Consider the following 25,858-nt stretch of genomic DNA (forward strand, 5'->3'; position numbering starts at 1 on the left):
AAGGGAAGGAGCAGGACAGTCAGACCTGGCCGCTGAGCTCCTTCGCCGCGGCGCGCACCGGCTCGATGTAGCGCTCGTCGTACCGGTGCGTGGGCATCGTCAGCGTTACGGCCGCCGCCAGGCTGCCGTCCGCATGGAACACCGGCGCCGAGATGCCCGCCAGCTCGGCCGTGCGGTCGCCCACCAGCGCGCAGAAGCCCTGCGCGCGAATGTCCTCGTACAGCTTGCGTTCTTCGGCGTCGCGCGGCAGGTCGCGCTCCGGGCCGAAGGCGATGAGCACCCGCGCGCCCGAGCCCCGGTCGTTGGGCAGCAGGTCGCCGACGCGCACGTGGTCTCGCACCACGTGCGATGAATCGACCCGGAACTGGCACAGCCGCACCCAGCTGCCGCCCTGCGCCTGCCGCACGTGGTACGCCGCGCTTTCGCCTGTGGTCGCCGCAAGCGCGCGCAGCACCGGCAGCACGATGCGGTCGACGGACAGCGACGCCGCATACAGCCCGTGCAGCCGCGCGATCTCCATGCCCAGTGCATAGCGGCCGTCGTCCTGGCGGCGGATCAGCCGCGCGTGTTCGAGCGAGGCCAGCAGCCGCAGCACGGTGCTCTTGTAGAGCTGCGTGCGTTCGGCGAACTGCGCAAGCGACAGCGCCTCGTCGCCCGGGCGGAATGCCGAGAGCAGGCTCAGCGCGCGGTCGACCGCGGCGGCACCGCCGGGGGCGGCATTGAGGTCGGACACCGATTCGGTCTGGGCTTTGCGGGGCATGGGCAGTGGGGGGGACAGGGACGGTTGGCTTGACAGTCGGATGGATCGACGGTCTAATTCTGTTTAACGGAATGTAGTTCTGCAAGACAGAACAGTCAAGCAATTCCAGCACAGGAGACGGATTCCATGACACCCCCCGACGTTCTCATCAGCGAGGTCGGCCCGCGCGATGGCCTGCAGTCGGTCAAGGCCACCATGCCCACCGCCGACAAGCTGCGCTGGATCGACGCGCTCCATGCCGCCGGCGTGCGCGAGATCGAGGTCGCTTCCTTCGTGCCCGCGAAGCTGCTGCCGCAGATGGCCGACGCCGCCGAGGTGGTGCGCCATGCCGTCACGCTGCCCGGCCTGGTGGTGATGGCGCTGGTGCCCAACCGCAAGGGCGCGCAGGCCGCGCTGGAGGCCGGCGTGCACAAGCTCACCATGCCGGTGTCCGCCAGCGTGGCGCATTCGTTGGCCAACGTGCGCAAGACGCCGACGGAAATGTTGGAAGAAGTGCGCGCCATCTCCGAGCTGCGCAACGCCATCGCGCCGCGCGTGAAGCTGGAGGCCGGCATCTCCACCGCCTTCGGCTGCACCCTGCAGGGCCTGGTGCCCGAAGACGAGGTGATTCGCCTGGCCGCGCAGTGCATAGAGGCCGGCGCGGACGAATCGGGCCTGTCCGACACCGTCGGCTATGCCAACCCCGCGCAGGTGCGCCGGCTGTTCAGGCGCCTGCGCGCGGAGATCGGCGCGCACGCTGGCGCCGCCCACATGCACAACACGCGCGGCCTGGGCATCGCCAACTGCCTGGCGGCATGGGACGAGGGCGTGCGCACCTTCGATGCATCGCTCGGCGGCCTCGGCGGCTGCCCTTATGCGCCGGGCGCCTCGGGCAATGCCGTCACCGAAGACCTCGTCTTCATGTTCGAGGCCATGGGCGTGCGCACCGGCATCGACATCCAGAAACTCATCGCGGCGCGCGCGCCGCTCATGGCGGGCCTGCCGGGCGAGCCGGTCTACGGCATGACGCCCGAAGCCGGATTGCCCAAGGGCTTCGTCCAGGAACACATCGCACAACATGTCTGAAGCCAATCCTCTTCCTTATGCCGGCGTTCGCGTCGTCGAATTCACCCACATGGTCATGGGCCCGACCTGCGGCCTGCTGCTGGCCGACCTCGGCGCCGAGGTCATCAAGGTCGAGCCCATCGAGGGCGACAACACGCGCCGCCTGCTCGGCTCGGGCTCGGGCTTCTTCCCGACCTTCAACCGCAACAAGAAGAGCATCGCGCTCGACCTTAAGAAGCCCGAGGGCGTGGAGGCCGCGCTGCGCCTGATCGCCACCGCCGACATCGTCAGCGAGAACTTCAAGCCCGGCACCATGAAGAAGCTGGGGCTCGACTACGACACGTTGGCCAAGCTCAACCCGCGCCTCATCTACGTGAGCCACAAGGGCTTCCTGCCCGGCCCGTACGACCACCGCACCGCGCTCGACGAGGTGGTGCAGATGATGGGTGGCCTGGCCTACATGACCGGCCGCGCCGGCGACCCGCTGCGCGCCGGCACCAGCGTGAACGACATCATGGGCGGCATGTTCGGCGCCATCGGCGCGATGGCCGCGCTGCGCCAGCGCGAGCTCACCGGCAAGGGCTGCGAGGTGCAGTCGGCGCTGTTCGAGAACAACGTGTTCCTGGTGGCGCAGCACATGATGCAGTTCGCCGCCACCGGCAAGGCGGCCGACCCGATGCCCAGCCGCATCTCGGCCTGGGCGGTGTACGACGTGTTCACCGTGAAAGACGGCGAGCAGATCTTCCTGGCGGCTGTGAGCGACAAGCAGTGGGCCATCTTCTGCAAGGCCTTCGGCCTGGAAGACATGCTGGCCGATCCGCGCCTGAAGACCAACAACGACCGCGTGCTGGCGCGCGACTGGATGATGCCGATCCTGCGCTCGCACCTGGCGGACCGCAGCGCCGCCGAGCTTGCAGCGGTGTTCGAGCGCAACGAGTTGCCCTTCGCGCCCATCACCAAGCCGCAAGACCTGTTCGACGACCCGCACCTCAACGCCACCGGCGGCCTCGCGCCGGTGCGCATGAACGACGGCAGCACGGCCAAGGTGCCGCTGATGCCGTTCACGCTGGACGGCGAACGCCCCGGCATCCGGCTGCAGCCGCCGCACATCGGCGAACACAGCCGCGAGCTCCTCAAAGAAGTGGGCTACAGCGACGAACAGATCGCCGCGCTCGCAACACACAACATCACCCTCGGAGACTGACCCCATGCAATCGATCACACGGCGCGCACTGCTCGCCTGCGCCGCGGCCGCGGCATGCCTGAGCGCCGCACCCGCCCTGGCCGACACGGCCTGGCCCGACAAGCCGGCGCGCCTCGTCGTGCCCTACACGCCCGGCGGCGCCACCGACATCGTGGCGCGGCTGATCGCGCAGAAGGTCATGGACGACACCAAGTGGACCTTCATCGTCGACAACCGCGCGGGCGGCAACGGCAACATCGGCATGGACGTGGTGGCCAAGGCCAAGCCCGACGGCTACACCATCGGCCTGGGCCAGACCGCGAACCTCGCGATCAACCCGACGCTGTTTCCCAAGATGCCCTACGACGCGCTGAAGGACCTGGTGCCGGTGGCCGTGGTGGCATCGCAGCCGGTGGTGCTGGTGGTGCGCACCGAGGCGCCGTACAAGTCGCTGGCCGAACTGGTCGCGGCCGCCAAGGCCAAGCCCGGCGAGATCAAGCAGGCGCTCGCGGGCACCGGCACGCTGGGCCACATGACCGGCGAGGTGCTCGCCAAGCGCGCGGGCTTCAAGGTGCTCAACGTGCCTTACAAGGGCGCCGCACCCGCCATCACCGACCTGCTCGGCGGGCAGACCGACTACATGTTCGCCACGCCGCAGGGCGCGCTCTCGATGGTGAAGGGCGGCAAGCTGCGCGCGCTGGCCGTCACCTCGGCCAAGCGCCTGCCGGTGATGCCCGACGTGCCGACGGTGGGCGAGAGCTACCAGGGCTTCGAGGCGGTGGACTGGAAAGCCATCGTCGTGCCCGCCGGTACGCCAGTAGACATCGTGAAGAAGCTCAACGCTGCCATCGCCAAGGCGCTGGCCAGGCCGGTGACCATTTCGCAACTGCTGGCCGAAGGCAGCACGCCCGGCGGCGGCAGCCCGGAACAGGCGGCGCAGTACATCAAGGCCGAGCATGCGCGCTGGGGCGCGGCGGTGCGCGAGGCGGGCGTGCGGCCCGAATAAGGCCGCGTCCTTCGTACGGCGGGGGATATAGTTCCGCCCGCCATGGACCGCCTCAAGCAGCTCGAATCCTTCGTTTCCGTCGCGACCCGGGGCGGCCTCACCGCCGCGGCCAAGGCCGAGGGCGTGGCCCCGGCCATCATGGGCCGTCGGCTCGACGCGCTCGAAGAGCGGCTGGGCGTCAAGCTGCTGGTGCGCACCACGCGCCGCATCACCCTCACGCACGAGGGCAGCGCCTTTCTCGAAGACTGCCAGCGCCTGCTTACCGAATTCGCCAACGCCGAGGCCAGCGTGAGTGCCGGCGGCATCAAGGCGAGCGGCCACCTGCGAGTGACGGCGCCGGCCGGCTTCGGCCGCCGGCATGTCGCGCCGCTGGTGCCGCGCTTTCATGCGCTGCACCCTGAGGTGACGATTTCGCTGAACCTCAGCGACCGGGTAGTCGACGTCACCGGAGAGAGCTTCGACTGCGCGGTGCGCGTGGGCGACCTGCCGGATTCGTCGCTGGTGAGCGTGCGGCTCGCCGACAACCGCCGCCGCTGCGTCGCCACGCCAGACTTCGTGCGCCGGCACGGCAAGCCGAAGCATCCGGGCGAGCTTTCGCGCTTTGCCTGCCTCACGTTGTCGAGCGACGCTTCGCAGACGCGCGGCTGGGCCTTTCGCATTACCACCGAGGCCGGCGTGCAGGAACTCATCCACCTGCGGCCCAGCGGCCCGCTCGATTGCTCCGACGGCCAGGTGCTGCACGACTGGTGCCTGGCCGGGCATGGCATCGCCTGGCGCAGCACCTGGGAAGTCGAGGCCGAGATCGACGCCGGCCTGCTCGTGCCGCTGCTCGACGAATTCGCCGCGCCGCCCAACGGCATTTACGCCGTGTTCGCGGGTGCCAAGCACCTGCCGCTGCGGGTGCGGCTGTGGCTTGATTTCCTCAAGGAGCAATACGGGAACCCGGAATTCTGGGGCGGCAGGGCGTAGTGCGGTTCAGCGGCGGCACAATCTGTTTGCATTTGCAACCCCACAGAGAAGAAAGCCCTCGATGACGCTCGAAGCCATCCTCGCCTATGTGCACTTGCTGGCCATCCTGACGATGGTGGTGTTCATCTCCAGCGAAGCGGCGCTGTGCCGGGTGCAGTGGCTCAACGCGGCCGTGGTGGAGCGGTTGGCCAAGGTCGACATGGTCTACGGCATCGCGGCCGTCGCGGTGCTCGCCACCGGCATCGCACGCACCTGGTGGGGCATGAAGGGCACGGCCTGGTACTGGACCAACCCGCTGTTGCACGTGAAGCTGGGGCTCTTCATCATCGTCGGCGTGGTTTCGATCTTCCCGACGCTCACCTACTTCCGCTGGCGCAAGACGCTGCGCGCCACCGGCAAGCTGCCGGACGAGGCCGACATCAGGAAGACGCGCAAGCTGGTGATGGTCCAGGCGCACCTGATCGCGCTGATCCCGCTGGTGGCGGTGTTCCTGGCGCGCGGCTTCGGCAAATAAGCCGGGACGAAAAAAGCCCGCGCGAGGCGGGCTTCTTCAGCGTTGGCGGTGCATCAGCCCTTGGCTGCGTCCGCTTCGCACTTCTTCATGAAGCTGTTCTTGGCGGCGCCGGCCAGGGCCTTGCCGTTTTTGTCGACAGCCTTGGTCGCGCAGGCAGGAGCGGCGGCGGCCTTGGTGTCCTTTTCGCACTTCTTGACGAAGCTGGCCTTGGCGGCGCCGGCCAGGGCCTTGCCGTTCTTGTCGACAGCCTTGGCATCGCAGCTGGCGCCGGCGGCCGGTGCGGCTGCTGCGGCGGGAGCGGCTGCCGGTGCGGCGGCCTTGTCTTGCGCGTAGGCGCCGAAGGAGAGACAGGCGCCCAGGGCTACCAGGGAAAGGAACTTCTTCATGGTGATATGTCCTTGCAAGGTTGGTTGTGACAGTTGCCCCGCCCCGGGGCCGACCATCGTAACGGCCCAGGTTCACGATTGGATGACCATTGTCAACAGCGCTCGGGTTTGCCCCCGGTAAAATTCGCAGATGCTATTGGTCAAACAGGAGCTGCTCGCGGCGCTCGCGAACACGCTCGAATCCCTCTCGCCCGGCGCTGGCTCCAAAGCCGCGTTCGAGTCGCCCAAGGTGGCCGCCCATGGCGATTTCGCCAGCACGGCAGCCATGCAGCTCGCCAAACCGCTAGCGCGCAAGCCGCGCGAGCTGGCCGAACAGCTCAGCGCCGCCTTGCTCGCAACCCCCGCTTTCGGCCAATGGGTCGAGGCCATCGAGATCGCCGGCCCCGGCTTCCTCAACATCCGCCTGAAGACGGCGGCCAAGCAGCAGATCGTGCGCGAGGTGCTGTCGGCCGGCGAAAGCTTCGGCCAGCAGCCCGCCACCGGCGAGAAGGTGCTGGTCGAGTTCGTCTCGGCCAACCCGACCGGCCCGCTGCACGTCGGCCACGGCCGCCAGGCCGCGCTGGGCGACGCCATCTGCAACCTGCGCGCCTCGCAGGGCGAAAGCGTGTGGCGCGAGTACTACTACAACGACGCCGGCGTGCAGATCCAGACGCTGGCCAACAGCACCCAGCTGCGCGCGCGCGGCTTCAAGCCCGGCGACGCCGAATGGCCCAGCGGCGAAAAGGCACCGGCCTACAACGGCGACTACATCGCCGACATCGCCGAAGACTTCAAGGCGAAGAAGACCGTCAAGTCTGAAGACCGCGAAGTCACCGCCACCGGCAACATCGAGGACATCGACGCCATCCGCGAGTTCGCCGTGGCCTACCTGCGCCGCGAACAGGACCTGGACCTGCAGGCCTTCCGCGTGCATTTCGACCAGTACTACCTGGAGTCGAGCCTGTACACCAGCGGCCGCGTCGAGGCCGCCGTGCAGAAGCTCGTGGCCGCCGGCAAGACCTACGAGCAGGACGGCGCGCTGTGGCTGAAGTCGACCGACTACGGCGACGACAAAGACCGCGTGATGAAGAAGCAGGACGGCACGTACACGTACTTCGTGCCCGACGTGGCGTACCACATCGCCAAGTGGGAGCGCGGCTTCCACAAGGTCGTCAACATCCAGGGCACCGACCACCACGGCACCATCGCCCGGGTGCGCGCCGGCCTGCAGGCTGCGGGCGAGGGCATCCCCGAGGGCTATCCCGACTACGTGCTGCACACCATGGTGCGCGTGGTCAAGGGCGGCGAGGAGGTCAAGATCAGCAAGCGCGCCGGCAGCTACGTCACGCTGCGCGACCTGATCGAATGGACCAGCACCGACGCCGTGCGCTTCTTCCTGCTGAGCCGCAAGCCGGACACCGAGTACACCTTCGACGTCGACCTCGCGGTCACCAAGAACAACGACAACCCGGTGTACTACGTGCAGTACGCGCATGCGCGCATCTGCTCGGTGCTCGCGGGCTGGGGCGGCGACCGCGCCACGCTCGCGGGCGTCGACCTGTCGCCGCTGGAAAGCCCGGCGGCCCAGGCGCTGATGCTGCTGCTGGCCAAGTACCCGGCCATGCTCACCGCGGCCGCGCGCGATTTCGCCCCGCACGACGTCACCTTCTACCTGCGCGAGCTGGCCGCCAGCTATCACAGCTACTACGACGCCGAACGCATCCTGGTGGACGACGAGAAGGTCAAGCTGGCCCGCCTGGCGCTGGTCGCCGCGACCGCGCAGGTGCTGCACAATGGCCTCGCGATTCTTGGCGTCAGTGCGCCGAGCAAGATGTGAACCACCTCACCATGAAGAAGACAACCAGACAACGCGGCAACATCGTCATCGGCCTGATCATCGGGCTGGTGCTCGGCCTTGGCGTCGCGCTGGGCATTGCGGTCTACGTGACCAAGGTGCCGATTCCTTTCGTGACCAAGACGCAGCGCGGCGGCGCCGAACAGGACGAAGCCGAAGCCCGCAAGAACCGCGACTGGGATCCGAACGCGCCGCTGGCCGGCAAGGCTGGCGCCCCCAAGCCGGCGCCGGCCGCGAGCGGTCCGGTCAACCCCGTCACCGGCGAGCCGGCGACCACCGCGGTCGCACCCGCCACCGCACCACCCACGACCGCGCCGCCGGTGCCCGTGGTGGTGGCGCCCACGGCCAAGCCGCGCACCGCGCCCGTGCCGGCCGAGGCCAATGCGCTGCCTCCGTCGAACGACCCGCTGGGCGACCTGGCGCGCGCCCGCTCGGGCGGCGGCTCCGGCAGCACGACCACCGCGTCGGCCGCGCCCAGCGGCAACAGCAGCGCCGCCAGCAGCAGCTCGGGCGCCGACCCGTTCATGTACTTCGTGCAGGCCGGCGCCTTCCGCACCACCGACGACGCCGAGGCGCAGCGCGCCAAGCTGTCGCTGATGGGCGTCGAGGCCAAGGTCACCGAGCGCGAGCAGGCGGGCCGCACCGTCTACCGCGTACGCGCCGGCCCCTTCAACAAGAAGGAAGACGCCGACCGGCTCAAGGAGCGCCTGGACGGCGGCGGCCTCGACTCGGCACTCGTGCGGGTGCAACGCTGAAGCCGCGGCAATCGATTGCCACGAATAGCCCTTAAGCTTCGCCGCGCGGTATTTGCCGCCACCATTCATCGCCTTGGGCGCGCCGCGGGCGGGGGAACTCCCCGCCGCGTGCCGGCTCAGTCTGCCGTACCAACTGGAGAATCCTTTCAATGAAACGTCGTGACTTTTCGCTGGCCGCCACTTCGCTCGGGCTGCTGTCCCTGGCCGCCAACCCGGCCCATGCCCAGGCGCGTGCGCCCAAGGCAGGCACCGAGTACCTGGTGCTCGACAAGCGCGTGCCCGTCGACGCGCCGGCCGGCAAGGTCGAAGTGGTCGAGTTCTTCTCGTACAACTGCCCCCATTGCAACGACTTCGAACCGTCGCTCGAAGCCTGGGTCAAGTCGGCCCCCAAGGAAGTGGCCTTCCGCCGCATCCCGGTGCCTTTCGTGGGCAACGACGTCGAAGCCAAGCAGCGCCTGTACTACACGCTCGAAGCCATGGGCAAGGTCGACGAATACCAGCCGAAGGTATTCAATGCGATCCACGCGCAGCGCCAGAACGTGAACGGCGACGCCAACATCATTGCCTGGGCCACCGCCAACGGCCTCGACGGCGCCAAGTTCAAGGAACTCTTCACCTCGTTCGGCGTGGCCAGCAAGGCCAAGCGGGCTTCGCAGATGACCGATGCCTACAAGGTGGCTGGCGTGCCGGCCATGGCTGTCGCCGGCCGCTGGTACGTGGACGGCGAAACCGCCGGCAGCATGACCAAGGTGCTGCAGGTCGTGAACTACCTCGTGGGTGAAGCGAAAAAGGGCTGATGCCCAGGCTCCGCGCACTTCGTGCCGCTGCGCCCCTCACCGGCCCGCTTCGGCGGGCTTTTTCATCTGTGCGTGCGGGTTGACGCAATCAGCCGCATACAATGCCGAGCAAGTTTCGTGCCTCTATGACATTGCATTCTTACTCCACCACTCCCTTCCTGCGTCGCGTCGGCCGCCTGGCTGCCGCCGCGTTGCTGCTGGCCGGCCTTGCCTCGGGCGCCCTGGCCGAGACCGCCGACCGCAGCAAGCCGATGAACATCGAGTCGGATGCCATGCGCTACGACGACCTCAAGCAGACCAGCGTGTTCACGGGCAACGTGCTGGTAACAAAAGGCACGATCATCATCCGCGGCGCGCGGCTCGATGTCCGCCAGGACGCCGAGGGCTACCAGTACGGCGTGGTCACGGCGGCGCCCGGCAAGCGGGCCTACTACAAGCAGAAGCGCAACGCACCTGACGAGTGGATCGAGGGCGAATCCGAAGTCATCGAGTACGACAGCCGCGCCGACAACGTCAAGTTCATCCGCAACGCAGAAATGCGCCGCCTGCTCGGTTCGACGCCGAACGACGTGAGCACCGGCGCCCTGATCGTCTACGACCAGAGCAACGACACCTACACGGTCAACGGTTCCACCGTGCCGCCGAACACCGCGGTCAACGCGTCGTCCCCGAGCGGCCGCGTCAAGACCATCCTGACACCCAAGGCCGCCACGGCGCCCGCGCCCGGCGCTCCCGCCGGAGCCAAGCCCGCCGCGCCGGCAGCGTCCACGCCGGCACCCGGCACGGGCCTGCGCTCGACCACCACGCTCGGTGGCGATGGAGAAACCCGCAAGTGATCGAAACCGCTGGAACCCAGGAAGCCAACGGCGCACCGGGCAGCCGCCTGGTGGCGCGCGGCCTGAAGAAGAGCTATGGCAGCCGCACGGTCGTGAAGGACGTCTCGCTCGACGTGCAGAAGGGTGAAGTCGTCGGGCTGCTCGGCCCCAACGGCGCCGGCAAGACCACCTCGTTCTACATGATCGTCGGGCTGGTGCGCGCCGATGCGGGCGACATCACCATCGACGGCGAGCCCATCGCCCACATGCCCATCCACCGCCGCGCGCGCATGGGCCTGAGCTACCTGCCGCAGGAAGCCTCGATCTTCCGCAAGCTCACGGTCGAGGAAAACGTGCGCGCCGTGCTCGAACTGCAGCATGAGCCCGACGCGAGCGGCAAGCTCGTGCCGCTGTCCAAGCAGCACATGGAAGAGCGCCTGTCCGAACTGCTGGCCGACCTGCGCGTCGACCATCTGCGCGATTCGCCCGCGCTGGCGCTGTCGGGCGGCGAACGCCGCCGCGTCGAGATCGCACGCGCCCTGGCCACCCAGCCGCGCTTCATCCTGCTGGACGAGCCCTTCGCCGGCATCGACCCGATCGCCGTGATCGAAATCCAGCGGATCATCAGCTTCCTGAAGGAGCGCGGCATCGGCGTGCTCATCACCGACCACAACGTGCGCGAAACGCTGGGCATCTGCGATCACGCGTTCATCATCAGCGACGGGCATGTGCTGGCACAAGGCACGCCCTCGGAGATCGTCGACAACGCCGAGGTACGCAGGGTGTACCTGGGCGAACACTTCCGGATGTGATCGTGTTGCGCGGGTCAAAGGCGAGCGTGGCCACCATCCGCGTGGGGATCCTTCGCGGGGGCCGCCGCGCGCAGCGCGCAGCCTTGGGGGGAGCAGCAATCTCATGAAGCAAGGGCTGTCCCTTCGCGTCTCGCAGCACCTGGCGTTGACGCCACAGCTGCAGCAGTCGATCAGGCTGCTCCAACTTTCCACGCTCGAACTGAGCCAGGAAGTGGAGCAGATGCTCGACGAGAACCCCTTCCTCGAGCGCACCGCGGAAGAAGCGGCGCGCGAGGAATTCGGGCTCGACACGGCCGACGCCCCCGTCGCGCGCGATGACGGCGGCGAAAGTGGCGAGGGCGGCGACGGCGAGAGCGACTTCACCCCGCCGCCGGCCAGCACTTCCGCCGCCTCGACCGAGACCGGCACCACCACCACGGCCGATTCCGACGGCCCCGCCGCCGAGATCGCCGAGCGCGAGCCCGACTGGGAAGGCGACGGCACCGTCGACATGGCGCCCGACGACAGCGAGTGGGGCAGCGACGCCCCCGCGCGCCAGAACAACCTGGGTGACGACGAGCGCGCCGATGCCACCGAGCTTGCGCGCAGCCAGGAGTCGCTGCAGTCGTTCCTGCACCGCCAGGCACTGAGCCTGCGCCTGAGCGAGAACGACAGCGCCGCGCTGCGCTTCCTGATCGAGTCGCTCAACGACGACGGCTATCTCGAAGACTCCCTGCCGGCGCTGGCCTCGGGCCTGGCCGGCGACGACAACGACCAGTTCGACGACCTGGTGCATCACTTCCAGGTGGCGCTCGGCCTGCTGCAGAGCCTGGAGCCGGTGGGCGTGGGCGCGCGCGACCTCGGCGAATGCCTGAGCATCCAGCTGCGCGCGTTGGCCGCCGAGGACGACGAAGACGAAGAACAGGCACAGGTCTACAAGACCGCCATCGCCATCTGCAAGCAGCCGATGGAGCTGCTCGCGCGGCGCGATTTCAAGCGCCTGGCCACGCTCACTCGCAGCAGCGAGGAGCTGGTGCGCTCGGCGCTGCAGGTCATCGCGCGGCTGGAGCCCAAGCCGGGGCGCCGTTTTGTCGATGTCGAGCGCAACATCGTCATTCCCGACGTGATCGTCACCAAGACCGGCCGCGGCACCAACGTCAAGTTCCGCGTCATGCTGAATCCCGAGGTCATGCCGCGCCTGCGCGTGCACGACATCTACGCCGGCGCGCTCAAGTCGCACAAGGGCGAGGGCAGCCAGGCGCTGTCGCAGCGGCTGCAGGAGGCGCGCTGGTTCATCAAGAACATCCAGCAGCGCTTCGACACCATCCTGCGCGTGAGCAACGCCATCGTCGAGCGCCAGAAGAGCTACTTCGTGCACGGCGAGCTGGCCATGCGCCCGCTGGTGCTGCGCGAAATTGCCGACGAGTTGGGCCTGCACGAATCCACCATCTCGCGCGTGACCACCGCCAAGTACATGGCCACGCCGTTCGGCACGGTCGAGCTGAAGTATTTCTTCGGTTCGGCGCTGGGCACCGAGACCGGCGGCAATGCATCGAGCACCGCGGTGCGTGCGCTGATCAAGCAGTTCGTGAGCTCGGAGAGCATCAAGAAGCCGCTGTCGGACAGCCAGATCTCCGAGATGCTCAAGGAGCAGGGCATCGAGTGCGCGCGCCGCACCGTGGCCAAGTACCGCGAGGCCCTGCGCATCGCGCCGGCCAACCTGCGCAAGGCGCTGTAGCTCGGCACACCCCCAGGCTATGCGCACTTCGTGTCGCTTCGCCAACCCCCTTGCAGGGGGCAACACCAGCGGCCCGGCAGAGCCGGTTCCGCGGTGTTCGCCGCGTGGCCATGAATGGCGAGCGGGTCTGGCCTTGGTGCTCGCTCTGGCCGTGCTGTTCGTCACCGGCTGCGCCACCTTGCCCGACGAGGCACCGCGCCCGCCCACCAAGGCCATGGCCGTGTCGGCCGACACCGCGCTCGGCAAGCTCGCGATGGCCGCCCAGCCCGACCCCGACCTGAGCGGCTTCCGTCTCATGCCCGGCGGCGACTTTGCCTTCGACACCCGCATCGAGCTCGCGCGCCGCGCCCAGCGCACGCTGGACTTGCAGTACTACCAGATCGAGAACGACGAGACCGGCCGCTACCTGCTGCGCACCCTGCGCGATGCCGCCTTGCGCGGCGTGCGCGTGCGGGTGCTGATGGACGACCTCTACACCTCCGGCGAAGACGAGCTGCTGCTCGGCTTTGCCGCCACGCCGAATGTCGAGCTGCGCCTCTTCAACCCGTTCCCGGCCGGGCGCGGCAGCCTGGTCAGGCGCTTCGCGGCGTCGCTGTTCGACTTCAGCCGCGTGAACCGCCGCATGCACAACAAGCTGTTCATCGCCGACGGCGCGATGGCGGTGGCGGGCGGGCGCAACATCGGCAACCAGTACTTCACGCGCACGGCGGGCGAGAACTTCCTCGATCTCGACACCTTCGTGACCGGCGCGCTGATCCCCCGGCTCGGCAGCCTGTTCGACCAGTACTGGAACAGCACCTACGTGCGCCCCGTGCAGTCGGTGGTGGCGAGCAGCCTTTCGCGCGAGGAGCTGCAGCGCCGCTTCGATGCCGCTACCGGCGCCGACACCACCCCGCCGCCGCCGCAACCCGCGCCCAACGACCTGCTCGGCTACAGCCCGATTGCGGACGACCTGAACGCCGGCAGGCTGGGCTTGATCTGGACCCTGGCCGAGGCCTATGCCGACTCGCCCGACCGGGTGATCGGCAAGACCGCGTCGTACGGCGGCGTGCCGCTGCTGGACGTCGACAGCGTGCGCTACAACGTGGTCGAGCAGATGCGCCGCGCGCGCGCCGAGGTGACCATCGTCTCGCCCTACCTGATTCCGGGCGCCACGGGGCTCGAGGTGATGCGCGAGATCCGCGGGCGCGGCGTGAAGATCAGCGTGGTCACCAATTCGCTGGCCGCCACCGACGAACCGCTGGTGCATACCGCCTACCGCCGCTACCGGCCCGACATGCTCAAGCTCGGCGCCGACCTGTACGAGCTGAGTTCCACGCGCACCCGGCGCAGCGTGCGGCTGGGGCTCTTCGGCACCACGGTCGGGCGCCTGCATGCCAAGTCGGCGGTGATCGACCGGCGCACGCTGTTCGTGGGCTCGATGAATTTCGATCCGCGCTCGGAGTCGCAGAACACCGAGATCGGGCTGATCATCCACAGCCCCGAGATGGCGCAGCAGATGCTCAAGCTGCTCGACGTGCTCAAGCAGCAGGGCGCCTACCGGCTGCGCTTTGCCGAAGGCAGCAACGACAGCCGCATCGAATGGGTCAGCGACGACGCCGGCAAGATCACGGTGCTGCACGAGGAGCCCGATTCGGGCTTCTGGGACCGCACGATGCTCGAACTGCTGGCGCCGCTGACGCCCGAGAGCCTGCTGTAAGCGCCGCGGTATTCAGTCAGTGGCCGCCGCGAATGGCCGACCAGACCAGCCGCACGCCCAGCAGCCCCATCACGCCGCCGGCCGCGCGGTCGATCCAGGCCTTGTAGCGCAGGTAGGCAGAGCGCGGCGCCGCCGAGGAAAGCGCCAGTGCCACGATGGTGTACCAGCCGGTCTCGATGCAGAAGATCACTGCCGGCACCGCCAGCGCCAGTACCAGCGGCACCTCGCGCGGCAGGAAGGCGGCGAAGATGCTGGCGTAGACCACCGCCGTCTTCGGGTTGCTGACCTGGGTGGCAAGGCCCAGCAGAAAGGTGCGGCCGCCGCGCCCCGGCCGGCCGGGGGAGTTACCCACTTCCGGTGTAACAGCCAGTGGCTGGCGCGCGCCGCGCCAGATGCGCCAACCCAGGTAGACGAGGTAGGCGCCGCCAAAGCCTTTTATCGCCAGGTAGAGCCCCGGCACCGCCAGGAACGCTGCCTGCAGGCCGGCCATCGCGGCGATGGCGAAGACCAGTCCGCCCGCACCCATGCCCAACGCCGCCGCGAGCCCGTCGCCGCGCGAGGCCACGGCCGTGCGCGCCACCATGACGAAACTGGGGCCAGGGCTCATCGCGCCCACTGCCATCGCGCCGGCGATGCCCAGCAAGGAAAGGGTGTTGTCCATCGGGGCTGTCTCCTGGGGAAATTTTGAAATGGGTGAATAACGTGCAGAAAGTCACGCTGATCAACGACTGAAAAGTAAACTATAAGTAGTACTTAAATTTTGTTTTCGTTTACATTTTGTGTGCCGACTTCCGCGGCGCACAAAAATGAAAAATCTCTACCTTCTGGTCATTTGGGCATTGATCCTGTCGTTTTTGCTGAGCTTCTTCTACTGGAGTGATGCGCCGCTGGCCGAACAACTGTTGTTCGGTGCGGTGATGGCCGTGGCGATGGGCGCCTGGATGCTGGTCCTGCTGAACCTTCCGCGTGCCCTGATGGCCGCCCGCAACTGGCTGAAATCCCCGAAAGACGATAGCGAGGAACCGCTGGCCGCGAGCCGCCCCCGCAAGACCATCGTCAGGTAGGCAGGCCGGCAGGGCCGCCAGCCACGGCGCCGGAAGCGCCTAGGGCTGGACGTTGACCGCTTCCACCTGCACCAGCAGCTTCACCTTGTTCTCGAAGCCGAAGTTCAGTCCCCAGGTAATTCCCCAGTCGCTGCGTTCCACCGTGGTCTCGAAGTCGCCGCCGCACACCTGGCGGTTGATCAGCGGGCTCAGGTAGCAGTTGAAGCGCACCGCCTTCAGCGTTACCGGCTTCGTCTGCCCCATCAGGGTGAGCGTGCCCGGCACGTCGACCACCTTGTCTCCGCTGATGTCGATCCGGTCGGCCACGAAGCGGCCGGTCGGGAATTCCGCCACGTTGAAGAAATCCTTGCTCTGCACATGGCGGTTGAGCAGGTCGACGCCGGTGTTGATGGAGCTGATGTCCATCGTGATGTCGACCTTGCCGCTGGTGCCGGTGCCGTCGATCTGCACCGAGCCGTCCTTGGTGCTGAAGCGTCCCCGGTTGGTGGTGGTGCCGTAGTGGCCCATCTCGTACATCACGAAGGTGTGCGTCGGGTCGACCACGTAGTTCGCGTTCTTCTTCGGCCCGCCCGCGGGCTTCACGGCCACGGGGGGCGCCGTGTATTCCTGGGCCGTGGCGGTGCCGGAGAAGGCCGCGGCCGACAGCAGCGCGGCAAGGATGAGCTTCGTCTTCACGGCGGTGGCTGGATGTGTCATGAAAGAGTGGGGGTGAGTGAGCAGCAGCGCGGCCTGGTGGTTCTTCACAGCGGCCCGAGGCCCGCGATGGTGAGCTTGAAGCGCACCTGCACCTCGTTGGCGACCATCGAGGTGTCGGTCCATTCGCCGTCGCCGACCTTGTAGTCGAGCCGCTGGATCGTAAAGCTTCCGGTCGCCACCGCCTGGTTGCCGCCGGCGGCGGCGATGCCGACCGGCACCGTCACCGTTTTCGCCGTGCCCTTGATGGTGAGCTTGCCCGTCATCTCGAACTTGCCGTCGCCCAGCGCCTTGATCGCGCTCGACTGGAAGGTGGCCTGCGGAAAGTGCGCCGCGTCGAACCATGGCGCCTTGGGCAGTTCGGCGTCGCTCACCGGAATGCCGAAGCCGGCGCTGGCCGTGTCGATGTGCAGCGCCACGCTGCCGCCCTCGGGCTTCTTCGGGTCGAAAGCGACCTGGGCGTCGAACTTCTTGAACGTGCCTTCCACCGGCACGCCCATCTGCTTGCTGACGAACACGATCTGGCTCTTGTCGGCGACCAGCTTCGCGGCCGGCGGCTCGGCGAAGGCGGCCATGCCCGGCGCAAGCGCCAGGAAGGCGAGGGGAACGAAAAGGTAACGGCGCTTCATCAGGCGGATTCCTTGCGTGGCGCGGGCCACATGCGTTTCAACAGACCGTCGCGGTCGATCCAGTGGTGCTTGAGCGCCGCGGCCACGTGCAGCAGCGTGACGCCCGCCAGCGTGAAGGCGCAGCCCTTGTGCAGCGGCTGCAGCACCGCCTCGGCAAAGGGCTGGTCGACTGGCATGAAGTCGGGCAGCGGCAGCGCGCCGAACCACACGATCGGCACGCCCATCGCCGAACTGTAGGCCCAGCCCGAGAGCGGCACCGCGAAGAACAGCAGGTACATCAGCGCATGGCCTGTGCGGTAGGCCGCGAGCTGCCAGCGCGACAGCGCCACCGGCAGGGCCGGCGGCCGGTGCCCGAGCCGCCAGGCCAGCCGCAGCGCCGACAGCAGCAGGATGGTGACGCCGGCCCACTTGTGCCAGCTGTAGAGCTTCAGGCGCAGGGGGGAGAACGGCAGCCCCGTCATGTAGAGGCCGACGCCGAGCGAGCCTGCGATCAGTGCCGCGAGCAGCCAGTGCAAGGCGATGGCGACGCCGCCGTAGCGCAGGTTTAGCTGATCGGCGGGGAGGGAGGAAAGAGGAGTGTCGGTGGACATCGGGGCAGGGCCGGCGGCCTGTGCGCGGAGCATATATCGGAAGCCGTGACGCTGTTGCACGGCCCGTGCCAGCGGCCACGCAGGGCAAGGCCGGGCGCCTTCAGCCCCGTGGCTGCGCCTTCAGCAGCACCCCGTGCAGTTCGTCAGGCTGCACCGGCTTGCGCAGCGCATGCCAGCCGCGCTGCAGCGCCAGGCGCTGGGTGGCCTCGTTGATGTCGGCAGAGATCAGCGCGATGGTGAGCGACGGCTTCTGCCGCTGCAACCGTTCGGCCAGCGCGATGCCGTCGAGCGTGCCGGGCAGGCGGATGTCGCACAGCGCCGCGTCGAGCGCGCGCAGGTCGGCCAGCGCCAGCGCCTCGGCCGCGCTGGCGTAGACGCGCGGCGCCACGCCCCATTGCCGCAGCAGCGCCAGCAGGCTGTCGGCCACCACCGCGTTGTCTTCCACCACCAGCACGGCCAGTCCGGGCGGCAGCGTGTTGTGTGCCGCCGCGCCGTTGCCGGCCTGCGGCGAGGGCAGGGTGCGCGTCACCGCCGCGCCGTCCGGCGCCGCCGGCAGTTCGAAGCTGAACACCGAGCCCCGGCCCGGTGCCGAGCGCAACGCCACCTCGATGCCGAGTTGCGCCGCCAGCCGCCGCACGATCGCCAGGCCCAGCCCGTGGCCGCGCTGCAGGTTGCGCTCCACGTTGCCGATCTGCTCGAAGTCGTTGAATACCCGCTCCTGCGCGTCCGCCGGGATGCCGATGCCGCTGTCGCGCACCTCGATGCGCCAGGCGGGGCCGGCCTCGCGCCGGCGCGCCCGCACCGCCAGCAGCACGCGTCCGCGCGGCGTGAACTTGACCGCGTTGTCCACCAGGTTGGCCAGCACGCGGCGCAGCGACACCGTGTCGGTCCAGGCAGCCGCGCCGGCCGGGCAGCGCACGCCCACGCGGCCGTTGCCCGCCTGCCGCGCCAGTTCCTGCAGCAGCGGGGCCAGCGCCACCGCCTCGGGCCGCAGCGGATCGACCGCGGCCTCGATGCGGCCGATTTCGAGCAGCTGGTTGGTCAGCCCCTCGAGCGCCTGCTGCGCGCGTGCCAGCGAGGCCACGGTGTGCTGCACCGCCGGCATGTCGGCGCCGCTTTCCAGCTGCTGGCGCAGCACCTCGGCCTGCAGGCCGATGGCCATCACCGGCTGGCGCAGGTCGTGGTTGGCCGCCGAGAAGAAGCGCAGCCGCTCGGCCTGCGCCTGTTCGGAGGCGCGCAGCCCTGCCAGTGCCTGTTCGCGCAGGGTGCGTTCGTTGAGCCGCAGCCCGATGTTTTCCTCGAGCTGGCGAGAGCGCTCGGCCACCAGCTTCCACATCATCGCGGTCAGGCCGATGCCGATGACGGCCACGGCCATCATTTCCGGCGAGCCCATCCAAAGGCCCGTCACGATCACCGGCGCCAGCAGCAGCGTGATCGCCAGTTGCGTGGCTGGCGTGTAGAACGACACCGAGAAGGCCGATGACAGCGTCATGCCCATGAGGATCAGGCCCAGCAGCAGCTGCTGGTCGGCGCGCGCGGGGTTGAACAGAAGAACACCGGCCAGGCCGTGAGCCAGCTCCCAGATGCCGGTGCGAAGCGTGTGCAGGCGCTGCGCCGCGCGCAGCGTGAGAGGGGTGAAAGGCTCCGGCAGGCGCTGCGGGAAGAAGCCGCGCAGCGCCGTCACCATGGTGATCAGGCCGATCCACACCAGCGCGCGCGACAGCGAGTACTGCCAGGCGAACAGTGCCGCCACGCCGCAGTTGAGCAGGTACTGCACCAGCAGCACCGGGCCGATGGGCCGCACCGAGAGCCGGAGCACCTCGCATTCGATGGCGAAGCGGTCGCTTCCGGCGGCGGCCGGGGCGGCGGATGCTGTCGGTGGAACGAGGATGGGGTTCATCGGCGAATCGACTATATAGAGAAGGGCTGTGACAAGGCGACAATGGAGTCCCCTAGTCGGGCTTCCCGATGGCCAACTTTCAGTGAACGATCTCTCCTTTTTCCTGCCTTGCGCCGCCGGCGTCGAGGAATTCCTCGCCCAAGAGGTGCACGCCCTGACCGGCCGCGTCGGGCAAGACCTGCTCACGCTGCGCGGCGGCGTGCGAGTGCGCGCCGACTGGCGCGACGCCCTCAAGCTCAACCTGCACAGCAGGCTCGCGCAGCGCGTGCTGGTCGAACTGGCCCATGCGCCCTACCGCAATGAAAACGATCTCTACGCCATCGCCAACGGCGTGGCCTGGGAGATCTGGTTCACCCCGAAGCAGACCTTCAAGATCGAGACCACGGCGCAGCACAGCCCGCTGCAGAGCCTGAACTTCGCCACCCTGCGCATCAAGGACGCCATTGCCGACCGCTTCCGCGCCAAGGCCAACGGCGTGCGTCCGAGCATCGAGACCCAGTGGCCCGACTGCCGCGTGTTCGCCCACCTGACCACCGACACCTGCACGCTCTACATCGACACCTCGGGCGAGCCGCTGTTCAAGCGCGGCTGGCGCCAGGACAAGGGCGATGCCCCGCTGAAGGAAACCCTGGCCGCCGCCATGCTGGCCGCCAGCGGCTGGTGGAACCCCGAAACCGGCGAAGTGTCGGCCCAGCCGCTGTACGACCCCTGCTGCGGCAGCGGCACCATCGCCATCGAGGCGGCGCAGATTGCGCGCGGCATCGCGGCCGGGTCGCTGCGGCGCTTCGGCTTCGAGAAGCTGCTGCCGTTCCAGGCGCATGTCTGGACCGCCATCAAGAAAGAGGCCGAGGCCGGCGCGCGGGACCACGGCGTCGCAATCTTCGGCTCGGACGTGTCGCACCGCATGGTCGACTTTGCCGAGCGCAACGCCGAACGCGCGGGCGTTGCGCAGGCCGTCGAGTTCCGCGGCGGCGATGCGCTGCAGCGCATGCCGCCGGTCGAGGCCGGCGTCATCATGCTCAATCCGCCGTACGGCGAGCGCATCGAGGTGGGCGGCGTGGCCGGCACCGGCCGCTTCGGCGCCCGCGAATCGGCGCAGACCGAGCAGGGCGACGGCGGGGAGTTCTTTCCCCAGCTCGCGGCCCACTGGAAGAAAAACTACGCCGGCTGGACCGCCTGGGTGCTCACGCCAGACCTGAAGCTGCCCAAGCAGATGCGCCTGAAGGAATCGCGCCGCGTGCCGATGTGGAACGGCCCCATCGAATGCCGGCTGTTCCGCTTCGACATGGTCGCCGGCTCAGCGCGGAAGTGATTCGCCGGCGCCCTCGGGCCTGGGCGCCTGCTTCGGTCGCACGGCGCAGGCTGCATTGACAGTGCGCGCGGCCAGCTCGGGCGGCGCCCCGGGCAAGGTCACAGGGCGCACGTCGCCTTCCTCGAACTGCTTCACCAGGACCGGATCGCCCACGAAATTGGGCTGTGCGAAGTAGCTCGCGCTCACATAGCGGGCGCTGCGGGCGTCGCAGTCGACCATGGCGCGGGCCTGGAACGAGCGGAACCTGACGCCGTCGCGGTTGAGGCGGTCAGTCTGCATGTTCATGCGCAGCGCCACGATGCGATGCGAGCCGTCCACCTCGATGGCGGTTGGATCGACCTGCACATAGCTGCTGGCGGCGTCCCCGGGCGTGCCCGTGAGGGTCAGCCACTCGGCCCGTACGCCCGCCGAGGAGAGCAGGGCAAAGCAAAGCAGCGGTATTCGTTTCATGAAAAAGGGCGTGGTCGAGGGGAAGGCGTGTGCCGGGGGAATTCTCGCGTACCGAGCCGACGCGGGCCTGACACCGATCCCGCATGGTGCAACATCGGCCATATTCCCTGAACATTCCATGACGTTGACAGAACCCGGCCCCGTCGTCATCGACACCAACATCGCGCTCGACCTGCTCGTCTTCGAAGACCCCGCCTGGGCCCCTTTGACCGAGCGGCTGGCTGCGGGCGGGCTGCGCTGGCTGGCGACGGCCCCCATGCGTGTGGAGCTAGAACGCGTTCTGGGCTACCCGCTGATCGCTAGGCGCATGGCGCAGCGGAAACTGCAGGCGCCGGCGGTGCTGGCCGATTTCGACGCGCGCGTGTGCATGGTGGAGAGCATTCCGCCGCGCGCGCCCTGCGTGTGCAGCGACCCCGACGACCAGGTGTTCATCGACCTGGCCGTCGCGCACGGCGCCCTGCTGCTGAGCAAGGACAAGGCGGTGCTGTCGATGAAGAAGCGGCTGGCGTTGCGTGGCGTGGCGGTGCGGGCGGCGTACGCGGCCTAGGGGCTGCTGTTGCTGTTTCGATGCCGGGTATCAATTGACAACCTTCTGGTCGTCGAAATTTTCGAGGGCTGCGGTAGATTTTCGGCAACAGACTTTGCCATGCTTGGAAATCATGCAGCCTTCTTTTGCGACCCTCTGGTCGAACCACCCGACGATCAAGGGGGACGACGCCTTGCTAGACAAAGACGTCTACAAGGATCAATGCGCCATCAACGTGGGAGCCGCCTTCATCCGCTCCAGCCTGAGCATGGAGAGCTTCCACGGTGTCTACTCCTGGCAGAAGGACAAGCCCAAATACCCGATCAGGGCTCAGGAGCTGGCGAACTGGCTGGACTCCGGCAAGTCTGGCCTCATGTCCCGTACAGAGAAATACACGGGCAAGGAAGGCTTCGACAAAATCGCGAAGCGCACCGGGATCGTGTTCATCCAGAACTACTGGGGCGAGGGGCGGCAAGGTGACCACATAGACCTCTGGAATGGGTCACGACTGACACCGCTGTCGTCATGGTTCCGCATACAACTGAACATGTCATGGGAGGGTTTCATGACCGACTACCGAAAAGGCTCCGCCATTTGGTTCTGGTACGTGCCATGAGATTTGTCGCTCGCATCCTCTCCATCGTTGTCGGAGCGATCGCTCTCGGCTTTGTTTTCTACAAGCTCATTGGCCCCGTGGGCCATTGGTACGAACTCAATTTCGCCAAGAGCGATCACGATCTGGGTCAAGCCTATATGGTCGCGCTCGCCGTTCAGCTTGTTGCTTTGCTGGCGGGCGGTTTGCTCGGGGATTGGATATTTCGCAAATGGCGGCACAAGCGGCCCGACCTCAAACAGCCCTCGTAGCCAGCGGCCTTTGCTGCTAGTTCTGCAGCGCAGCCGGAGCCGCCAGATGCCACCGCCCCAGCAACCGCGCCACCGCCCGCACCCGCTGCGTATCCCGCCCCCAGCGTCGGCTGGCCGGCAGCTTCTGCGCCCACTTCATGCGTCGTGCCGCGTTCGCGATGCGCTCGCGCACTTCTTCGTTCACCCCGGCCAGCGCCGCGTGCCAGTGCTGGCCCGCGGCCTGCGGTGCGGCGGCCTCCAGCATCATGGCGGTGGAGTGCAGGTAGCTGAGCCAGTCGCGCGCCTGGCATTCCGCCAGCGTCATGACTTCGGCCGGGTCGTCCTCGAAGTCGATGTAGCCGATCACGCCGTCGGGGCATTGCACGAGGTTGCGGTCGAAGGCCTGGCTCAGGTGCTGGCCGCGCACGTGCACGGCGGCAATGGCGGCCAGGCCCTCGCGCCATACCGCCAGCAGCGCGGCGGGGCCGGCGGCTGCGGCCTGGTCGAGCCGCTCCTGGAGCACCACGGTTGCACGGCCGCTTTCGCCGAGGTCGGAGATCAGCAGGCCGTCCGCCTGCTGCGCCAGCACGGTCGGCACGCGCAGGCCCGCAGCCGCTAGCGTCTTCAGGCGCCGGGCCTCGGTCGCGATGGCCGCTTCGCCGCCCGGGTTGGGCACCGGCTTGATGATGTCCAGCCGCGCCATGCGCGCAACTGCTGCCATCACGCGGTAGCCCCACTTGCCGTGCCGTGGGCCGGCCTTCTTGAGCCACACGCGTTCGCTGCCGAAGCGATGGCTGGCCACGTTCTTTTCCTGCCGGGGCAGGGTGACGCGCAGGAACTCCGCGTAGTCGCCGGGAGCCGGTGTGCGCGCAAGCGCGTCGAGGGGCGCGGGCGCCGAAGCTGCGCCCTTGCGCGATTGCAGGCGCGCGTTCGCGCCTCGTTTCAGTGGATTCATGCGGCCATTGCGAAGCCCGTCACCAGCCCTTGCGGGCCCTGCGTCACGGGCTGGAAACTCTCTGCACTGGCCAGCGGCCAGTAGGTACGGAAAACATTGTGCTGCGCATCGAGCGGGCCGAGCAGGGCGCCCGGCTGCACCTGCATCACCAGGTTGCTCAACAGGCGCACCTCGGTGTCGGAAATGCGGCGCACGATGTGGTGCGCGGTAATCTGCTGCGGATGGTCGAGGCCCGCGGCCTGCACCAGTTCCTGCAGCGCATGCAGCGTGCTGCGGTGGAAGTTGCGCACGCGGTCGGCCTTGGTGGGCACCACCAGCGCCTGCTGGCGCAGCGGATCCTGCGTGGTCACGCCGGTGGGGCAATGGCCGGTGTGGCAGCTCTGCGCCTGGATGCAGCCCAGCGCCATCATGAAGCCGCGCGCCGCGTTGCACCAGTCGGCGCCCAGCGCCATCATGCGGGCCACGTCGAAGGCGGTGATCACCTTGGCGGCGCAGCCGATCTTGATGCGGTGCCGCAGGTTGACGCCCACCAGCGTGTTGTGCACCAGCAGCAGGCCTTCCTGCAGCGGCGCGCCCACGTGGTCGCTGAACTCGACCGGCGCCGCGCCGGTGCCGCCCTCGGCGCCGTCGACCACGATGAAGTCGGGCGTGATGCCGGTGGCCTGCATCGCCTTGACGATGCCGAACCACTCCCACGGATGGCCCAGGCAGAACTTGAAGCCGGTCGGCTTGCCGCCCGACAGTTCGCGCAGCCTGGCGACGAAATGCATCATCTCGGTCGGCGTGGAAAACGCGCTGTGCGAGGCGGGCGAAATGCAGTCCACCCCCACCGGCACGCCGCGCGCCGCCGCGATCTCCGGCGTGACCTTGGGCGCCGGCAGCACGCCGCCGTGCCCGGGCTTGGCGCCCTGGCTCAGCTTGATCTCGATCATCTTCACCTGCGGGTCGCGCGCGTTGGCGGTGAAGCGTTCTTCGCTGAATGTGCCGTCGTCGTTGCGGCAGCCGAAGTAGCCCGAGCCGATTTCCCAGATCAGGTCGCCGCCATGCACGCGGTGGTGCTGCGAAATGGAGCCTTCGCCAGTGTCGTGCGCAAAGCCGCCCATCTTGGCGCCCTGGTTGAGCGCGAGGATGGCGTTGGCCGACAGCGCGCCGAAGCTCATGGCGGAAATGTTGAACACGCTGGCGCTGTAGGGCTGCGTGCAGACCTGCGCCGGGGTGGTGCCGGCCGGCTGCGGCGTGCCGCCGATGACGATGCGGAAATCGTGGTTGGCGAGCTTGGTGGGCTGCATCGAGTGGTTGATCCACTCGTAGCCCGCGGCGGTCACGTCGAGCTGGGTGCCGAAGGGGCGGTTGTCTGGGTCGCCCTTGGCGCGCTGGTACACCAGCGAGCGCTGGGCGCGCGAGAAGGGCGCGGCTTCCGAGTCGCTCTCGATGAAGTACTGCCGCATTTCGGGCCGGATGAACTCCAGCAGGAAGCGCAGGTGGCCGATGACCGGGTAGTTGCGCAGGATGGCGTGGCGCGTCTGCCGCAGGTCGTGTACGCCGGTACCGGAAAGTACCGCAAAGACGACCACCCCGACCCAGGCGAGCCACAGATGCGGCGAAACCAGCACGAATGCCAGGCACGCCACCAGGCCGGCCACGCACAGGGCGAAGGCGCTGTAGCGCGCCGGAAACGGAATAATCGTGGGCATAGAAGTAGTGTCGACCGGAGCCTGCTGCATCATAGAGGGCTGTCCCCACCTTGCCATGACGACCATTCCCGACTCCACACCGGCCGCTTCGGCCACTCCCGCACCCCTCGGCCCCGACGATTTCGACGCGCTCGACCAGGCGCTCGACGCCATGCGCGAACACGACGAGGAAATTCCCCAGTGGGAATTCTGCGAGGGCTTCATGGCCGCGCTGATCTGCACCCGCCGCCCCATCATGCCTTCCGAGTACTGGCCCGTGCTGCTGGGCGACAGCTTCTCGTCGGCCAAGCACATGGAGTTCGTCTGGAACTGGAAGCGCCGCTGGATCGAGATCGAGGAGGGCCTCGACGCTCCCGTCGAGACGCTCGACGACGAACGCAGCTGGCAGCCCGAGGTGCTCGACACCCGCGGCGCCATCGCCTCGCTGCCCGAGGAAGAGCGCGCCGAAGTCGCCGGCGAAGCCATTCCCTCGTTCGCCCAGGTCTGGGCGCTGGGCTTCATGTACGCGGTGGAGAACTGGCCCGAAGACTGGGCCGCACCACGCGACAAGGACGCCGCGCAAATGCTGAACGACGCGCTCGACAACATCGTCGCGCTGACCGAAGACGACAACGCCAAGCCCACGGTCTCGATGTACAGCGAAGACGGCCCGCCCAGCGTGAGCCAGCAGCGCCTGGACGATTTCGGCGCCGCGATCTGGGCCGTGTACGACCTGCGCCAGCTCTGGAAGAGCCTGGGCCCGAAGGCCGAGACGATCCGCAAGGAGGCCACGCCTGGCCGCAATGACCCCTGCCCTTGCGGCAGCGGCAAGAAATACAAGAAATGCCACGGTGAGTAACTGGGCTCACCCCCAGGCTTCGCGCACTTCGTGTCGCTGCGCCAACCCCCTTGCAGGGGGCAATACCTGCGGC

General features: G+C 68.1%; 28 protein-coding genes. 18 read left to right on the forward strand and 10 right to left on the reverse strand.

Annotated features, from left to right (window positions below; all coding sequences use genetic code 11):
• Positions 1-19: 19 nt before the first annotated feature.
• Entirely contained in the window at positions 20-760 is a 741-nt protein-coding gene (locus ACWV14_RS03060; protein WP_422088581.1) for an IclR family transcriptional regulator, read from the reverse strand.
• 126 nt (positions 761-886) lie between these two features.
• On the opposite strand from ACWV14_RS03060, the gene ACWV14_RS03065 reads away from it, so the two are divergent.
• The 5 genes from ACWV14_RS03065 (at position 887) to ACWV14_RS03085 (ending at position 5,476) form a co-directional block, all read left to right on the forward strand.
• Positions 887-1,825, forward strand: a complete 939-nt coding sequence (locus ACWV14_RS03065) for a hydroxymethylglutaryl-CoA lyase (RefSeq protein ID WP_454902550.1) — start codon at positions 887-889, stop codon at positions 1,823-1,825.
• Entirely contained in the window at positions 1,818-3,008 is a 1,191-nt protein-coding gene (locus tag ACWV14_RS03070; protein ID WP_454902551.1) for a CaiB/BaiF CoA transferase family protein, read from the forward strand. Before ACWV14_RS03065 ends, ACWV14_RS03070 begins: the two co-directional genes overlap by 8 nt.
• 4 nt (positions 3,009-3,012) lie before the next feature.
• Positions 3,013-3,993 carry a Bug family tripartite tricarboxylate transporter substrate binding protein gene (locus ACWV14_RS03075; RefSeq protein ID WP_454902552.1) on the forward strand — a complete coding sequence of 327 codons (981 nt, stop codon included), beginning with the start codon at positions 3,013-3,015 and terminating at the stop codon, positions 3,991-3,993.
• 42 nt (positions 3,994-4,035) lie between these two features.
• Positions 4,036-4,962 (forward strand): LysR family transcriptional regulator, encoded by a 927-nt coding sequence (locus ACWV14_RS03080; protein WP_454902553.1) that lies wholly within the window; start codon positions 4,036-4,038, stop codon positions 4,960-4,962.
• A gap of 61 nt (positions 4,963-5,023) precedes the next feature.
• On the forward strand, positions 5,024-5,476 hold the full coding sequence (locus tag ACWV14_RS03085; protein WP_454902554.1) for a DUF2214 family protein: 453 nt from the start codon (positions 5,024-5,026) through the stop codon (positions 5,474-5,476).
• A 53-nt stretch (positions 5,477-5,529) separates the two neighbouring features.
• Here ACWV14_RS03085 and ACWV14_RS03090 read toward each other — a convergent pair whose 3' ends face one another.
• Positions 5,530-5,862, reverse strand: coding sequence for a hypothetical protein (locus ACWV14_RS03090; protein ID WP_454902555.1), 333 nt, complete (start codon positions 5,860-5,862; stop codon positions 5,530-5,532).
• A 130-nt stretch (positions 5,863-5,992) separates the two neighbouring features.
• Between ACWV14_RS03090 and argS the strand changes: the two genes are divergently transcribed.
• The 7 genes from argS to ACWV14_RS03125 all read left to right on the forward strand — a co-directional run bounded on the left by argS (position 5,993) and on the right by ACWV14_RS03125 (position 14,291).
• Positions 5,993-7,678 (forward strand): arginine--tRNA ligase, encoded by a 1,686-nt coding sequence (gene argS / locus ACWV14_RS03095; protein ID WP_454902556.1) that lies wholly within the window; start codon positions 5,993-5,995, stop codon positions 7,676-7,678.
• An 11-nt stretch (positions 7,679-7,689) separates the two neighbouring features.
• A complete protein-coding gene (locus tag ACWV14_RS03100; protein WP_454902557.1) occupies positions 7,690-8,451 on the forward strand; it encodes an SPOR domain-containing protein in 762 nt (253 codons plus the stop codon).
• Between the two features lie 149 nt (positions 8,452-8,600).
• Complete coding sequence (locus ACWV14_RS03105; RefSeq protein ID WP_422088572.1) at positions 8,601-9,248, forward strand: thiol:disulfide interchange protein DsbA/DsbL; 648 nt, start codon at positions 8,601-8,603, stop codon at positions 9,246-9,248.
• 125 nt (positions 9,249-9,373) lie between these two features.
• Complete coding sequence (gene lptA, locus ACWV14_RS03110) at positions 9,374-10,084, forward strand: lipopolysaccharide transport periplasmic protein LptA (protein WP_106935949.1); 711 nt, start codon at positions 9,374-9,376, stop codon at positions 10,082-10,084.
• Complete coding sequence (gene lptB / locus ACWV14_RS03115) at positions 10,081-10,875, forward strand: LPS export ABC transporter ATP-binding protein (protein WP_454902558.1); 795 nt, start codon at positions 10,081-10,083, stop codon at positions 10,873-10,875. Before lptA ends, lptB begins: the two co-directional genes overlap by 4 nt.
• A 103-nt stretch (positions 10,876-10,978) precedes the next feature.
• Entirely contained in the window at positions 10,979-12,592 is a 1,614-nt protein-coding gene (locus ACWV14_RS03120) for an RNA polymerase factor sigma-54 (protein WP_454902559.1), read from the forward strand.
• Positions 12,593-12,728: 136 nt separating this feature from the next.
• Positions 12,729-14,291 carry a phospholipase D family protein gene (locus ACWV14_RS03125; protein WP_454902560.1) on the forward strand — a complete coding sequence of 521 codons (1,563 nt, stop codon included), beginning with the start codon at positions 12,729-12,731 and terminating at the stop codon, positions 14,289-14,291.
• Positions 14,292-14,307: 16 nt separating this feature from the next.
• Here the strand turns inward: ACWV14_RS03125 and ACWV14_RS03130 are convergent, their stop codons facing one another.
• Positions 14,308-14,952 carry a LysE family translocator gene (locus ACWV14_RS03130; RefSeq protein WP_454902561.1) on the reverse strand — a complete coding sequence of 215 codons (645 nt, stop codon included), beginning with the start codon at positions 14,950-14,952 and terminating at the stop codon, positions 14,308-14,310.
• A 145-nt stretch (positions 14,953-15,097) separates the two neighbouring features.
• On the opposite strand from ACWV14_RS03130, the gene ACWV14_RS03135 reads away from it, so the two are divergent.
• On the forward strand, positions 15,098-15,355 hold the full coding sequence (locus ACWV14_RS03135) for a hypothetical protein (RefSeq protein WP_454902562.1): 258 nt from the start codon (positions 15,098-15,100) through the stop codon (positions 15,353-15,355).
• Between the two features lie 39 nt (positions 15,356-15,394).
• On the opposite strand, the gene ACWV14_RS03140 is transcribed toward ACWV14_RS03135, so the two are convergent.
• From ACWV14_RS03140 to ACWV14_RS03155, 4 genes are all read right to left on the reverse strand, one after another.
• Entirely contained in the window at positions 15,395-16,051 is a 657-nt protein-coding gene (locus ACWV14_RS03140; RefSeq protein WP_454902563.1) for a YceI family protein, read from the reverse strand.
• 44 nt (positions 16,052-16,095) lie between these two features.
• A complete protein-coding gene (locus ACWV14_RS03145) occupies positions 16,096-16,677 on the reverse strand; it encodes a YceI family protein (protein WP_454902564.1) in 582 nt (193 codons plus the stop codon).
• The gene (locus ACWV14_RS03150) at positions 16,677-17,267 is read right to left on the reverse strand and encodes a cytochrome b (RefSeq protein WP_454902565.1); all 591 of its coding nucleotides are present in this window, start codon (positions 17,265-17,267) and stop codon (positions 16,677-16,679) included. Before ACWV14_RS03150 ends, ACWV14_RS03145 begins: the two co-directional genes overlap by 1 nt.
• Before the next feature lie 100 nt (positions 17,268-17,367).
• Complete coding sequence (locus tag ACWV14_RS03155) at positions 17,368-19,167, reverse strand: ATP-binding response regulator (protein WP_454902566.1); 1,800 nt, start codon at positions 19,165-19,167, stop codon at positions 17,368-17,370.
• Between the two features lie 82 nt (positions 19,168-19,249).
• Here ACWV14_RS03155 and ACWV14_RS03160 point away from each other — a divergent pair, with 82 nt between their 5' ends.
• The gene (locus tag ACWV14_RS03160) at positions 19,250-20,479 is read left to right on the forward strand and encodes a THUMP domain-containing class I SAM-dependent RNA methyltransferase (RefSeq protein WP_454902567.1); all 1,230 of its coding nucleotides are present in this window, start codon (positions 19,250-19,252) and stop codon (positions 20,477-20,479) included.
• Here ACWV14_RS03160 and ACWV14_RS03165 read toward each other — a convergent pair.
• Complete coding sequence (locus tag ACWV14_RS03165; RefSeq protein ID WP_454902568.1) at positions 20,465-20,929, reverse strand: surface-adhesin E family protein; 465 nt, start codon at positions 20,927-20,929, stop codon at positions 20,465-20,467. The two genes, ACWV14_RS03160 and ACWV14_RS03165, sit on opposite strands and share 15 nt — an antisense overlap.
• Positions 20,930-21,047: 118 nt before the next feature.
• On the opposite strand from ACWV14_RS03165, the gene ACWV14_RS03170 reads away from it, so the two are divergent.
• From ACWV14_RS03170 to ACWV14_RS03180, 3 genes are all read left to right on the forward strand, one after another.
• The gene (locus tag ACWV14_RS03170; RefSeq protein WP_454902569.1) at positions 21,048-21,476 is read left to right on the forward strand and encodes a PIN domain-containing protein; all 429 of its coding nucleotides are present in this window, start codon (positions 21,048-21,050) and stop codon (positions 21,474-21,476) included.
• Positions 21,477-21,588: 112 nt separating this feature from the next.
• The gene (locus tag ACWV14_RS03175; RefSeq protein ID WP_454905993.1) at positions 21,589-22,071 is read left to right on the forward strand and encodes a type VI secretion system amidase effector protein Tae4; all 483 of its coding nucleotides are present in this window, start codon (positions 21,589-21,591) and stop codon (positions 22,069-22,071) included.
• Complete coding sequence (locus ACWV14_RS03180; RefSeq protein ID WP_454902570.1) at positions 22,068-22,319, forward strand: hypothetical protein; 252 nt, start codon at positions 22,068-22,070, stop codon at positions 22,317-22,319. The genes ACWV14_RS03175 and ACWV14_RS03180 overlap by 4 nt, the downstream gene beginning before the upstream one ends.
• Positions 22,320-22,335: 16 nt before the next feature.
• Here the strand turns inward: ACWV14_RS03180 and ACWV14_RS03185 are convergent, their stop codons facing one another.
• A complete protein-coding gene (locus ACWV14_RS03185; RefSeq protein WP_454902571.1) occupies positions 22,336-23,253 on the reverse strand; it encodes a hypothetical protein in 918 nt (305 codons plus the stop codon).
• Positions 23,250-24,947: an FMN-binding glutamate synthase family protein gene (locus ACWV14_RS03190; protein WP_454902572.1), complete on the reverse strand. Its 1,698-nt coding sequence runs from the start codon at positions 24,945-24,947 to the stop codon at positions 23,250-23,252. The genes ACWV14_RS03185 and ACWV14_RS03190 overlap by 4 nt, the downstream gene beginning before the upstream one ends.
• 55 nt (positions 24,948-25,002) lie before the next feature.
• On the opposite strand from ACWV14_RS03190, the gene ACWV14_RS03195 reads away from it, so the two are divergent.
• The gene (locus tag ACWV14_RS03195; protein ID WP_454902573.1) at positions 25,003-25,785 is read left to right on the forward strand and encodes a UPF0149 family protein; all 783 of its coding nucleotides are present in this window, start codon (positions 25,003-25,005) and stop codon (positions 25,783-25,785) included.
• Positions 25,786-25,858: the final 73 nt, after the last annotated feature.

This window comes from Variovorax durovernensis (assembly GCF_977011995.1).